12 protein-coding genes are annotated in these 13,656 nt (G+C 40.5%); 5 read left to right on the top strand and 7 right to left on the bottom strand.

Going from position 1 to position 13,656, the window contains the following annotated elements; all coding sequences use genetic code 11:
• Positions 1-274 precede the first annotated feature (274 nt).
• Both gltA and ABKW31_RS04550 read left to right on the top strand, forming a co-directional pair.
• A complete protein-coding gene (gene gltA, locus ABKW31_RS04555) occupies positions 275-1,555 on the top strand; it encodes a citrate synthase (RefSeq protein WP_348615016.1) in 1,281 nt (426 codons plus the stop codon).
• A gap of 85 nt (positions 1,556-1,640) precedes the next feature.
• Positions 1,641-2,057: a DUF3429 domain-containing protein gene (locus ABKW31_RS04550; protein ID WP_348615015.1), complete on the top strand. Its 417-nt coding sequence runs from the start codon at positions 1,641-1,643 to the stop codon at positions 2,055-2,057.
• Between the two features lie 60 nt (positions 2,058-2,117).
• Here ABKW31_RS04550 and ABKW31_RS04545 read toward each other — a convergent pair whose 3' ends face one another.
• The 3 genes from ABKW31_RS04545 to ABKW31_RS04535 form a co-directional block, all read right to left on the bottom strand.
• Complete coding sequence (locus tag ABKW31_RS04545) at positions 2,118-3,563, bottom strand: phosphomannomutase CpsG (RefSeq protein WP_348615014.1); 1,446 nt, start codon at positions 3,561-3,563, stop codon at positions 2,118-2,120.
• An 11-nt stretch (positions 3,564-3,574) separates the two neighbouring features.
• Positions 3,575-4,996, bottom strand: coding sequence for a mannose-1-phosphate guanylyltransferase/mannose-6-phosphate isomerase (locus tag ABKW31_RS04540; protein WP_348615013.1), 1,422 nt, complete (start codon positions 4,994-4,996; stop codon positions 3,575-3,577).
• A 144-nt stretch (positions 4,997-5,140) separates the two neighbouring features.
• The gene (locus ABKW31_RS04535) at positions 5,141-5,974 is read right to left on the bottom strand and encodes a pirin family protein (RefSeq protein WP_348615012.1); all 834 of its coding nucleotides are present in this window, start codon (positions 5,972-5,974) and stop codon (positions 5,141-5,143) included.
• A gap of 250 nt (positions 5,975-6,224) precedes the next feature.
• Here ABKW31_RS04535 and tcdA point away from each other — a divergent pair, with 250 nt between their 5' ends.
• Positions 6,225-7,031, top strand: coding sequence for a tRNA cyclic N6-threonylcarbamoyladenosine(37) synthase TcdA (tcdA, locus tag ABKW31_RS04530; protein WP_348615011.1), 807 nt, complete (start codon positions 6,225-6,227; stop codon positions 7,029-7,031).
• 9 nt (positions 7,032-7,040) lie between these two features.
• On the opposite strand, the gene ABKW31_RS04525 is transcribed toward tcdA, so the two are convergent.
• Positions 7,041-7,685, bottom strand: coding sequence for a hypothetical protein (locus tag ABKW31_RS04525; protein WP_348615010.1), 645 nt, complete (start codon positions 7,683-7,685; stop codon positions 7,041-7,043).
• A 124-nt stretch (positions 7,686-7,809) separates the two neighbouring features.
• On the opposite strand from ABKW31_RS04525, the gene ABKW31_RS04520 reads away from it, so the two are divergent.
• Positions 7,810-8,724 carry a LysR family transcriptional regulator gene (locus tag ABKW31_RS04520; protein WP_348615009.1) on the top strand — a complete coding sequence of 305 codons (915 nt, stop codon included), beginning with the start codon at positions 7,810-7,812 and terminating at the stop codon, positions 8,722-8,724.
• A 13-nt stretch (positions 8,725-8,737) separates the two neighbouring features.
• The gene (locus ABKW31_RS04515; RefSeq protein ID WP_348615008.1) at positions 8,738-9,151 is read left to right on the top strand and encodes a hypothetical protein; all 414 of its coding nucleotides are present in this window, start codon (positions 8,738-8,740) and stop codon (positions 9,149-9,151) included.
• A gap of 31 nt (positions 9,152-9,182) precedes the next feature.
• Here ABKW31_RS04515 and ABKW31_RS04510 read toward each other — a convergent pair whose 3' ends face one another.
• The 3 genes from ABKW31_RS04510 to ggt all read right to left on the bottom strand — a co-directional run bounded on the left by ABKW31_RS04510 (position 9,183) and on the right by ggt (position 13,547).
• Positions 9,183-9,665 (bottom strand): DUF2919 family protein, encoded by a 483-nt coding sequence (locus ABKW31_RS04510; RefSeq protein WP_348615007.1) that lies wholly within the window; start codon positions 9,663-9,665, stop codon positions 9,183-9,185.
• Between the two features lie 72 nt (positions 9,666-9,737).
• The gene (locus ABKW31_RS04505) at positions 9,738-11,534 is read right to left on the bottom strand and encodes a GGDEF domain-containing protein (protein WP_348615006.1); all 1,797 of its coding nucleotides are present in this window, start codon (positions 11,532-11,534) and stop codon (positions 9,738-9,740) included.
• 324 nt (positions 11,535-11,858) lie between these two features.
• Positions 11,859-13,547: a gamma-glutamyltransferase gene (gene ggt, locus ABKW31_RS04500; protein ID WP_348615200.1), complete on the bottom strand. Its 1,689-nt coding sequence runs from the start codon at positions 13,545-13,547 to the stop codon at positions 11,859-11,861.
• Positions 13,548-13,656: the final 109 nt, after the last annotated feature.

The following is a 13,656-nucleotide window of genomic DNA, read 5'->3' as shown; positions in this document are numbered from 1 at the left end:
TAAATTAATGCCTTTGCTATCAATCAAACAAGATGGCAAAGTATATCCAGCGAATTAGCTAATTACAATTGTTGTTCATTATTAATGCTTTATAAGGTAGAGAATTAAAAATGGTTTTAATAAATATTAAACTTAATTGAATAAATCTACGTTTAACTGTGCATTAAAATTGACATAACAACACATTATCAGTACAAATAGCGGCGATTTTCCCCAATTAAGCATGATCATTTGCTGTTTTATCAAAAAGTAACCAGTCTGAGGAGAGCAATGTATGGCAGACAATAAAGCCATTTTAAAAGCCGGTGACAAAGAAATTGAATTACCTATTTTGTCTGGCACAGCAGGACACGATGTCATCGACATTCGTAGCCTAGGCAGCAACGGTTATTTCACTTACGACCCCGGATTTATGGCTACAGGCTCTTGCGAGTCATCCATCACGTTTATCGATGGAGCTAAAGGCGTATTACTACACCGCGGGTATTCAATCGAAGATCTGGCCAGAGACGCAGATTATATTGAAGTGTGTTACATGTTGTTACATGACAAAACACCGACCAAAGAAGAGTATCTCGATTTTAAAAATACCATTACCCGCCACACCCTAGTCCATGACCAAGTTAACAATTTTTTCCGTGGTTTTAGACGCGATGCACACCCAATGGCAATGTTGTGTGGCACAGTAGGTGCAATGGCATCATTTTATCATGACGATTTAAACATTCACGATGCAGATCAGCGTTTACGCAGTGCTTATCGTTTAATCGCCAAAATGCCAACACTGGTGGCGATGTGTTACAAATACAATATTGGTCAACCTTTTGTTTATCCTAAAAACAATCTGAATCACGCCGAAAATTTCTTGAACATGATGTTTTCAGTGCCGGCTGAAGAGTACAAAATCAGTCCAGCAGTGGCCCGTGCCGTCGATAGAATATTTATTCTGCACGCTGATCATGAGCAAAATGCCTCCACTTCAACTGTTCGCTTAGCCGGCTCATCAGGTGCTAACCCTTATGCCGTTATTGCTGCAGGTGTCGCATCTTTATGGGGCCCCGCTCACGGTGGAGCAAATGAAGCCTGCTTAAATATGTTGCAAGAAATTGGCACGGTAGACCGTATTCCTGAATTCATTGCACGTGCAAAGGATAAAGACGATCCCTTCCGTTTGATGGGCTTTGGTCACAGAGTTTATAAAAACTTTGACCCTCGCGCTACCGTGATGCGTGAAAGCTGCCATGAAGTGCTGGCCGAATTAAATATCGATGATCCCTTGTTAAATGTGGCAATGGAACTTGAAAGAATAGCGCTTAGTGATCCCTATTTTGCTGAGAAAAAGCTTTTCCCCAACGTTGATTTTTATTCTGGCATAATACTTAAAGCAATTGGTATTCCTACCAATATGTTTACTTGTATTTTTGCTTTGGCAAGAACCGTAGGTTGGGTTTCACATTGGCATGAAATGTTAAGCCAACCAGGACAAAAAATTGGTCGCCCTCGTCAGTTATATACCGGCCACACTTTACGCCCGTATAACAAAATTGAAAAATAGTTAGACTAACGTCTATGATATCAAACGCGGTTTCAGTTAAGCTGAAATCGCGTTTTTTTTGTGACTAACGCTAGGGCTAAGCTTAATGAACTTAAACTCTTATGCAAAACTTTTAGGCTACAGCGGATTAATTCCTTTTGTAGCATTACCTTGCTTCAATTATTTAGAAATAATTAGCCCGCATAACTCACTAACACTTTTTATTCAATATAGTGCTGTGATCCTCGCTTTTTTTGGCGGTATACATTGGCATGATGCTTTGTCGCGAACATCCAGCAAATCTCAAATGAGCATTGCTATGCTGCCATCTTTGATTGCTTGGTTAAGCTTATTTTATCCAAGTGGCGCAGTTTCACTCAGCCTCTTAGCTGGCAGTTTTATTTTTATGTTGATTTATGACTTGCGCATTCTTAATGTGGATAAACAATACAGAATATTGCGCATTAATTTAACTATCGTTACCGTTTTAATGCATGCTGTCGTGGCTGTTTTGCTGAGGTAATAGTTAATTATCGGGAAGTGCAACGACTCTCAAGCTAGACCAAGAGAGTCGTTATTTTACTTATTGCAGTAGCGTGAGTAACTCTTGTGTTTTCGCTTCCATCAAAGGGATATCTGCCCTTGACTCCACATTTAAACGAATAACGGGTTCGGTATTTGATTTACGTAAATTAAAACGCCAGTTCTCAAATTCAACGCCTATTCCGTCGGTATAATCGATCAAGGTTGCCTCAGCTTCATACTTGGCCAACACGGCCTTAATAGCTGCATCAGGATCAGTCAAGGTGCGATTAATTTCACCCGATGAGGGGAAAGCTACAATGCGTTCTTTGACCAAATTAGACAAAGTTTTTTTGGAGGTACAAATAAGCTCAGCCACTAGTAACCAAGGGATCATGCCAGAATCACAATAAGCAAAATCTCTAAAATAATGATGAGCACTCATTTCACCACCATAGACAGCATCATCCGCACGCATACGTTCTTTGATAAATGCGTGCCCTGTCTTGCTCATTATGGGTACACCACCTGCTGACTTAACTATATCTTCGGTATTCCAATAAACCCGAGGATCAAAAATAATTTTTGAACCGGGATCTTTATCTAAAAATGCTTTGGCCAATAAACCAACAATGTAATAACCTTCAACAAAGTCACCATTCTCATCAAACAAGAAACAGCGATCAAAATCGCCATCCCAGGCGATACCCATGTCGGCATTATGTGCGATAACAGCGTCGGCGGTATCTGCTCGACTTTCCGGCAATAAAGGATTCGGAATGCCGTTTGGAAAACTGCCATCAGGTTGATGGTGTATTTTAATAAATTCGATAGGCACGTGTTGTGTTAGTAGAGCTTTTTCAATCGCATCCAAGGCTTTACCCGCAGCGCCATTACCCGCATTGACTACTAGTTTCAAAGGTCGAATATTGTCTAATTTAATATAAGACAACATGTGCTCTACATAGTCATTTTCAACCGATATAACTTGATAGCTATCGGTGGCTAGTAACTTATCAGTTATTACTGATGCTTTACCTGCAATAAAATCTGCATCACTGACCTTACCGTTTGAATATGACAGCAGCCTCTCATCCACCAGCGACTGTGCATAATTTTCTGCCATATCTTTAATCGCAAATAAACCAGTATCACCACTTATGGGTTTCGAATCAGTCTTGACTAACTTCATACCGTTGTAATCAATAGGGTTATGGCTAGCGGTCACTTCAATACCACCATCAACACCCAAATGTTTGGTGGCAAAATAAATTTCTTCTGTACCGGTCATACCTAAATCAAATACCTTGGCACCACCATCAACTAATCCAGCCGCAAGAGCCAATTTAAGCGGTTCTGAGGTAAGGCGCACATCACCTCCAACCACAACCGTTTTTGCACTTAAGTATTCAGCAAAAGCACGCCCTATACGATAGGCCGCAGATTCGTCTAATTGCTCAACTAACTTGCCTCGAATATCGTAGGCCTTAAAACAGTTTAATTGCATATGAACAATTCCTATTTACTTTCAACACGACCATAACGGTCAGAAAAACGCACAATGTCATCCTCGCCTAGGTAGGTTCCTGATTGAACTTCAATCAACTCCAATGGAATTTTGCCGGGATTTTCTAGTGCGTGAATAACACCGATAGGAATATAGGTGGATTGATTTTCTGAAAGTAATAAAGTTTGCTCACCATTAGTCACCTTTGCGGTACCTGCAACTACAATCCAATGCTCTGCTCGGTGATGATGCATTTGTACCGATAATTTTTCACCGGGTTTAACCGTAATACGCTTTACTTGGAAGCGCGTACCATTGTCGATGGAATCATAACTGCCCCAAGGACGGAAAACTTCGCGATGAAATTCAAACTCTGGACGTTTTTCAGCTTTTAACTGATTTACCACGTTTTTGATGTCTTGCACTTTATCTTTGTGCGCAACCAGAACTGCATCTTTAGTTTCGACCACCACAACATCATCTAAGCCAACAACTGAAATAAGGCGTTGTTCAGAGTTGATATAACTATTGTGCACACCATCTAATATGGCGTCGCCTATCACAACATTATTGTTGGCATCTTTGTGCTCGGCTGTTTCCCATAATGATGACCAACTGCCTACATCACTCCAACCTGCATCTAGGGGTACAACACAAGCTGAGTCAGTTTTTTCCATAACCGCATAATCGATTGAATCGTCTGGACAGGTAGAAAAAATATCAGCATCTAATCTCACAAATTCCAAGTCAGACGATTCGCTTGCTATGGCTTTTTTACATATTTCGAGCATCTCAGGCGCATATTTGGCTAGCTCTTCTAGATAGCGACTTGCTTTAAACATAAACATGCCGCTGTTCCAATAATACTCACCAGAATCAACATAAGACTGCGCCGTTGCCAAATTGGGTTTCTCAACAAATTGGGCAACGTCGTATCCCACTTCCTGAGCAGACGCCGCATTACCGCGTTTTATATAACCATAACCAATGTGGGCGCTATCAGGCACGATTCCGAAGGTGACTAATTTACCTTGCTCAGCCAGTTTTTCCGCTTGCTGAATGACTTTATGAAATTCTGCTTTATTGCTAATTAAATGATCGGCTGCCAGCACAAGTAAGATTGGATCTTCTCCGCCTAAAGATGCATGTAAAGCGGCTAATGCAATTGCAGGGGCAGTATTACGGCCAACAGGCTCCAATAAAATACCACCATGTTTGATATCCTCTTGGCGCAATTGTTCCGCCACTAAAAATCGATGAGCGTCATTGCAAATAACAATGGGGGCATCAATTTGCGTTCCGTCTAAGCGTTTAATGGTGTCCTGCAACATAGTCAGTTGACAGGTTAATCTTAAAAATTGTTTGGGTAATGCAGCGCGCGACTTCGGCCATAAACGACTACCAGTCCCGCCAGCTAATACAACAGGTTTCATTAAACGTTCCTTTTTGATGTTAAATTGATGCCATTACTAAAATAGCAAAATTAGGCTTAACGAATGGTATTAAAGGAAGCCTTAATATTCAACAAATCACTGATGTTAATGCGCGTTTTAGGCAAAAAAAAACCTAATCTTGGCCTAGGCAAACAATCCTGAGCGAAAATCATCAAAAGCCTTGTGGATTTCAGCCTCGGTATTCATAACAAAAGGACCATGTTGTACGATCGGTTCACCAATAGGTAAGCCACCTACCACAATGCAACAAGCTTCTGCCTTGCCTGTTAGTTCAATGGCTGAACTTGGATTTAACACCGCAAGTTGACCTTTTATTAGCTTTTCACCTCCGATGCTTATTTGGCCCTCATAGCAATAAATAAAAAAGTTATGTTGCTCATCACATGGAATTGACAGTGATTGCGTGTGCTTAAAACAACAATCTAAAAATAGCGGCTTAACCGCCTGCGCTGATACTGGCCCGGACACACCATGAAATTGACCGACTAATACTTTGACTTCAACACCAACAATAGCATCAACAACAGGCACTTCTGCGGCTTTGATATCTTGGTAGTTGGGTAAAGACATTTTTTCACTCGCCGGCAAGTTGACCCACAATTGAAAACCGCGCATTAGACCTTCTGTTTGTTTAGGCATTTCAGAATGTATAATCCCGCGCCCTGCGTTCATCCATTGGATTCCGCCAGCTTCAATTAATCCGGTATTACCTACTGAGTCTTTATGCTCCATCTTTCCGGCCAACATATAGGTTACAGTTTGAAATCCTCGATGAGGGTGTTGTGGGAACCCCGCTAGATAGTCTTGCGGTTTATCAGAACCAAATTCATCCAACATTAAAAAGGGGTCCAGCCTTGGCAGTGCAGGTTGACCAATTATGCGTGTTAAGGTGACGCCTGCGCCGTCTTGTGTCGGCATACCTCGTACAATTTGTTTTATAGAACTGACTTTATCCATCTACCATCACCTCATATTAAAATTAACTTCATTGCCTAACTAAGCCAACAATATTAATGCCTTAGTTGTAATATTAGTGTCTTATATAACCACGATTATTCAGCAAAGAAAATTGCAGATTTCCGCTGTATTACTTCAATTAAATCGAACTATCGGTGCAAGGTTGTTCACAATAAAATAAACACTTATGGTCAAAATCAACTTAGAACACTGTTATAATCCGTAAATAATTCACTTTATGTTTCTCGGTATGAATCAATCAAAGCAAAGGTTTGGCGGCACTCAACGACTCTATGGGGTTAATCAGACCAATATTTTAGCCCAGTCACATGTTTGTATAGTGGGAATAGGCGGTGTGGGCTGTTGGGTAGCAGAGGGCTTAGCGCGTTCAGCTGTTGGCCAACTTACCCTAATTGATTTAGATGATATCTGTGTAACCAACACCAATCGTCAAATTCATGCCATGCATTCCACCATTGGAATGGCAAAAGTCGACGAAATGAAAAAACGCATACTGGATATCAACCCAGATTGTGTAGTCAACGCGATTGAGGATTTTGTTACTCCAGAAAATGTCGCTGAGTTGCTAAACATGGGCTTTGATTATGTGGTGGATGCTACTGACAGTATTAAGGCCAAAGCCAGTATGATTGTATATTGCAAACGCAATAAAATTCCTATCATTACTATTGGTGGCGCAGGTGGACAAATCGACCCCACTCAAATCGCAGTAACTGATCTTAGTAAAACTATTCAAGATCCACTTGCCGCTAAACTGCGTTCATTTTTGCGTCGTTTCCATAACTTCAGTATTAATAGTAAAAGGCGCTTTGGTATTGAATGTGTCTATTCAACTGAGCAACTGCGTTATCCACAAAATGATGGCAGTGTTTGTAGTACAAAAAATCTGCAAGATGGCAGCGTAAAACTTGATTGCAATACTGGCTTTGGCGCTTCTGTTGCCGTTACAGCCACCTTCGGATTTGTCGCCGCGGCGCGAGTTATCGATAAATTAATAAGCAAAGCCCAGACCAAGCAATTAGCGCAACATAGTTAATTAAGCAGGTTAGTTTTGCTTAAGTTTGAGTTTACGATATTGGCTAATGTCCATAAACACTGTGATGGCTAACCAGATAGCGACGAATCCAGCCAACAACCAAGTGTTTTCAGCTAACATCAGAACCTGCTCACTTAACAAGCTGGTCGCAAAAATAAGTAATAAATAGTATGGAAGATTCAGACCCGCAGCTAACAGAACGACGCGGGCTTTTTGTTTATTTGCGCCCTGATAAAACATAAAAAAAGCTAAAGAATTGATATGAATCATCGCCAGTAATAGTGACTTAATGCGCAACTTAGAGGCTTGCTGCGGTTGTTCACTAAAACATCGCCCCATGGTGTAATTTATCGCTGAGCCGAGCGTCGCAGCCAATACCATCGCAATTGTTAGATAAACAATGTCTTGCCATTGCGGCTTTGCCATTACCACTAACACTACTGCAAAAAACTGCCCAGGAAAGTAAAATCCGATGTAGACAATTGATTCTAGTAAAATAATAAATGCAATCAGAAAGTAAAAATAATCATCAAAACTAGATTTCACCCTCTCTAGCAATTCAAGTCCTGGCGGGATGACATTAAATTCAATTAAACCACTGAACAAGCCCAAAACGCATAAAGCTGAAAGGGGTAACCAAAAACGAAATTGCATATTCATCTACTTGAAAAGGTTTGCGCTTATTACGTCACAAGTGAAGAGCAGATCACTCTGGTTTTGTTAAGCGGTTCAGGTCACAATAGCAGCTAAGCTATCATTCGAATAAATAGAAACGACTATGTACCGGGCAAAAACTACGATTGAGCAATGGCGTATATTACAAGCTGTAGTTGATTACGGCGGATACGCTCATGCTGCGGCGGTATTAAATAAAAGTCAATCTTCGCTAAATCATGCTGTATCAAAACTACAAGACCAACTGGGTGTAGAGTTATTAGAGGTTATTGGACGTAAAGCTCAACTAACCGAAGCGGGAGAAGTCATGTTGCGACGCGCGCGGCTTCTTACCCAAAATATTCAAGAATTAGAAGAGCTCGCCAAAAACATAAATCAAAATTGGGAGCCAGAAATTACCTTAGCGGTTGAGTTGGCTTTCCCCAGAAATTATCTTTACCCTGCCCTAGTGGCATTTCAGCAAAATAGCCGAGGGAGTCGCCTAAAGATAATTAATACCGTACTGACTGGTACCGAAGAAGCCATTACCGAGAAATGGGCTGACTTGGTTATCTCAGGAACGATTCCGCGGGGACATTTGGGTGAACCTTTATGCCAGCAATACTTTTATGCTGTATGCCATCCTGACCACGAACTTGCTAAATTATCGCCACCCATTGATCCAAGGGAGCTGGCACAACATCTACAACTTGTTATCAGAGACTCAGGCAAGCAACCGATAGAAAAGCAAGGCTGGCTAAAATCAGAACAACGATGGACAGTAAGTGACTTTAATGCCGCACTTGATATTATGGCGCAAGGTATTGGCTTTTGTTGGCTGCCTGAATACACCATCGCTGATGCATTAAAACAGGGTAAGTTAGTTAAACTTGCGATAAAAGGCAGCAGCTTAAGGTCTATTTCGTTTTACCTGATTGCACCTACTGCAGACAAGATTGGGCCCGGGACTGAAATGTTATATCAGCAAATACTGGCATTGCGCCATTGCCCCTCACAATTACCAGAACCTCTAGAATGAAGGAAAATTTATTATGCAAATGAGCCAAGAAGAACTGACCGAATTAATGGTTGATTGCGCGCAAAATGCAGTTATTACCACTCAACAAGAATTTAATATCGAGTTAGATGGCACTGATCAGAGTTTGGAGTTAATTGATGAGGTGATACTGGGCTGGTTAGCTCGCTATCGTAATGAGGCCTTAGAAGAGAATGCTATATTTACATTGTGTAATATATACGGAGCCTACGTTGGCGAAATTTTTCGCAGCAAGATAGGTGGTAACTGGAATTATGATGTCTCTGATCCCGATGCACCTTACGTGGTGCTCGAATATGCTGGCAATGCCTTTGCCTTCGCTGGTATTTGTTATCAACGCTTAGTTAATGACAGTGACATCAGTATCAAAAGTTATTTTGAACAAGCCGTAGCAAATAAAATGCAATAGAAAGTGGTTTTGATAAATTTGACTGGCCCTATTAGTTGGGGCTAGTGCGTTTAGACCAATCACTGATTAGCAGACTCAGATGACGATCTTTGAGTAAGTAAAAACAAATTAAACAATCGAGTAATAGTGATAAGGCTATTGACCAAGAAAACTGCCAATAATGTGCTTTAGCTAAATAATAATGTAAACCAATATCCAGTACACAGCTGATTAAAAATAGCGGTTTAATGCAATAGAACAACCAATAAAAATGGCGTTTAACCATAGTTTCTCGAAACACTATAAGCAAATAAGCAATTAGTGCTGGCAAGCCTAGTAACATGCCTAAATAGAGATAGTGTTTCTCAGGATAAAATAAGCCGAGTAAGTCACCATTGTCTTGTCTCAAAGTAAATGAGATAGCAAATAGCAGTATACTGCGACATAAAAATACGACACAGCAGATTAAAATGACAGCTGGTTTCACTCGCCCAGCATCATCATAGTATTTTAGTTCAAGCAGTAATTTAGCCAAATTAATTCCAAATCAAGCGCAGAACTGCACCATTACATAAGATGTTCACTTCATATTTCAATTGAGTGCTATCTAGCTTACCGTGGCTGTTTTATTTCGATTATTTGACATACGCATATCCTCTAAAACTTGCGTAATATCTTGAAAACCTTCGGCAGAAATATACATACTCATACTAGAGTGCACATTAACTTTTTCTCCGCTGCCGGTATTTAACACCATCTCAGTCAGAACGTTTTGAATACGATCAAATAAGACCCTAGCTGTATCATCATCAATATTTTTTAAACAAACAATAAACCGACCAGCGCCCAATCTGCCTAGAAGATCACGTTCACGGGTTACCTGAGATAAACACTCAGCTACTTTTTTCAATAAGGTATCGCCTGTTAAGTAACCGAATTGTGAATTTACTTCGGTAAAATTAGTAACATCAAATACTGCGACAGCATTCACTTTTCCATAAGCCGCTGGCTTAACCCGTTTTATTTCACTAATGACGGCTTGTTCATTGCGTAATCCAGTTAAAGTATCTGTGGCCAGTTTACGTAAATAATTACGCCCGACTGTAAAATAGATGAGCGTCACTAAACCCGCCAAAAGGAGCAGTATTAACCCCATTGTTTGTATGTGTTGGCGTTGAATTTTACTAATATTAGCTTCCAATACATTAATTTTAGTATACAAATGAGCCACTCCCAATACTTGACCCGACGACTGTTGCTGATTTAACTTTTTAGTTAACTTGTCAGCATAACGAGCGAAAAACTGTTTTGAAGCAGATAAATTACCTAAATATAAGTTTGCTTCGACCAAAAACCGTAAGTAGTCTTTATTGTTAGACAAAAGGCTGGTGTTTTTTTGATCCTCAATAGCTCGCTCTTCGATAAATTGTTTTACGCACAGTTTATCGTCTTCTTGCAAACAGACTGCCGTGGAATACCATGCATATAAAGCGTCCTGTTGATTATCAGAAACGAGTGGTAAAAAAGCCCGCCATTTCACCAAACTTTCACGCATGGCAGCATAGTCATTAGTCATGTAGAAATATCGACTTTGCGCAAAGTGCAGCCATGAATTACTCAATGGCGTATTAACTTTTTTATTTGCTCTATCCAGCTCGTCGATCATACGTTTACTATTTTTAAAATCGCCAGCACCAATATAAGCGCTTATCGCACTTATTAACGTAGCAAGCTGATTTTTTTGCTCATATACATCCAAACCTATTTTATAAGATTTTTCGTATTGTTCAGCCGCCAGCACATTCTGTCCGATTGACCCATAGAGCAGACCGATACTATTGTGGATATGAGCTACTTCTTGTTTTTCGTCGGTCATGACATAGGACTCCAATAGTGCAAACAATGTTCCGAGTGTTAGCCCTATATCTTGCTCCTTTTGGCCACAAGCCGTTATCTGTGATAACTGCGCACTAAGAAAAATATCTTTATATTTTCCACGCCCTAATTCTTCTGCCTGCGATAAGTAATTGCAGCGCTGTGGCTCTTCTTGCACATCTAAAATAAAACCTATCTGATAAATTGCACTGGCATAACTGTATGAGTGTTTGTTCATCGCTGGCTCGTTCAACAAACTAAAGAGTAAATTTTTAGCGGGCTGATATTGCCCTACACAAATTAACCAGTGCGCTTTGAGCACACCTAGTTCAATTGATTGCATTGGACTTATAGCAGGATCAGTCAGAAAGGTATCAAGTTGGGGGATCAGGTCATCGCTCGGACAATCATAAGTTGCTACCCTAGAATTCGATATAAAATCATCAAACTGATTTGCTAAGCTTGCTCCATGGAACAGGCTTAACAATATAAACAACCCAACATAAGCTATGCTGGATAATATATTCATCTTCTTTCTACACATAACTAATACAACCATAAGTTTATTTTTATAATTTTAACTAATCGAATTAGCCCTTACTGGGTCAACAAACAACCCAACAGAAGTATAATTAGTTATGTCAGCATATTACCAATAAAAATTTACCCATTGATTAATATAGCTCACGAAACCCACTGTGTGACTGCATTTAAAGACTCTATTCAACATTGGCAGTATTTATTAACAAATTTTAATTCTGTATTACGAACGTTCTAATCGAGAACCGTTTCCCAGTTTCACAGTAACGGGCTGTGTATTGCTGGCGAAACTTAGAACGTCTTTTATTGCCAATTAAAAAACGATAGATTTACCTCGACCACTTGCTTCTGAAGCAGCGTCTACTTTCCCATCTTTTTTGATAATTAATTGTAAATCACCAAAACGACTTTCGTTTAAAATGTAACCCATTTTGCCTAATTCTTCTAATACCTCCGGCTTTAAGCCTGGATGATAGCGAATCTGATCTTTAGGTAAAAGCTGGTGATGAAAACGAGGACTGTCGACAGTTTCTTGTGCTGACATATTGAATTCAAAGGCATTGAGAATAGATTCATAGACCGAGCTCATTATAGTCGTGCCACCTGGAGAACCGGTAATCATGGTCAGCTCATTATTTTTTAACACCATAGTGGGTGTCATCGATGACAGCATGCGTTTTTGCGGTTGTATTTCATTGGCACTGCCGCCCACAGCACCAAACACATTGGCAACGCCAGGTTTGGAACTAAAGTCATCCATTTCATCATTTAATAAAAAGCCAGCGCCTTCGACTACCACTGAATTACCAAACCCTAAATTTATCGTTGTGGTATTTGATACACCGTTGCCCCATTTATCCATTATCGAAAAATGCGTTGTCTCTTCACTTTCTTTTAACCCTGGTTTAATGCTGGCAGTGTCAGAAATAGCATCTGCGCTAATGCCTATGCTGCGTTTTTCAATATAGGCAGGCGCAATTAAACTTGTAACAGGCACCGTAACAAAATCGGGATCACCCAGATATTCCGCTCTATCAGCAAAAACACGTTTACCGATCTCAGCTAAAAGATGGATATAAGGTGCTGAGTTTTGTTCTAAATTAGTGTACTTGTTAGCCAGTAACTCATACATATCTAACCATTGGATAATCGCAATCCCACCTGAACTTGGCGGTGGCGAAGTTAATATTTGATATGGTCCCCATGGAGCAGTAAGCGGCTCACGCGCTACAGCATCATACTGCGCAAGGTCTTGTTCGCTAATGAGGCCTTTTTCCTTTCGCATAAAATCAGCTATTAGTTTTGCAGTTTCACCTAAATAAAAACCATCTCGTCCCTGGTCACGAATGCGGCTCAAGGTCTTAGCTAATTCAGCTTGTTTGAATACCTCTCCCGCAACGGCAGTGGCAAAATAATCTTTAAAATTAACATCAAAGCCACGCTCTGCAAGTCGCTTAATATGTCGCTCTATATAGCCGCCAAGTTTAGGATGCACAACAAAACCTTGCTCAGCCAAGAGAACAGCAGGTTGCACTAAATCTTGCCATGGCAGTGAACCGTATTTCTGGTGTGCCAGCCACATACCAGCAACAGTGCCCGGTACACCAGAGGCCAAAATACCAATAATTGATTGATCTGGCACGACGTTACCCTGTTCATCTAAATACATATCACGGTGCGCCGCTAATGGTGCTTTTTCACGATAATCGATGAAGTCATTTTTGCCATCTTTGTGAATTAACATAAAACCACCGCCCCCAATATTACCAGCTTCTGGCAGGGTAACGGCTAAGACAAACTGAGCAGTGATAGCTGCATCTACTGCATTCCCGCCTTTTTCAAGTATGGCTTTTGCCGCATCGGCACTAAAACTGTCGGGCATGGCAACCGCTGCTTGATGCATTGCTACAGGAGGGGCCTGTTGTGCTGTAATATCACTGTTTGGGGGACTACAGGCTGACACTAATGAGTATAAACCCACTAGAATGAGCACATTCAACATTCTTTTGGGTGTCAATTTTAACATGTCATTTTCCTCGTTAGCTTATTAACTAAGTTAGTCTGGTTAAACACAACATTACTCATAATGAGCACTACTTCCAGATTTGGAT

Origin of the sequence: Paraglaciecola sp. 25GB23A (assembly GCF_040012495.1) — a bacterium.
Taxonomy (GTDB): Bacteria; Pseudomonadota; Gammaproteobacteria; order Enterobacterales; family Alteromonadaceae; genus Paraglaciecola.
The sequence above is the reverse complement of the archived record's forward strand: the minus strand, read 5'-3'. Positions and strand labels throughout refer to the sequence as shown.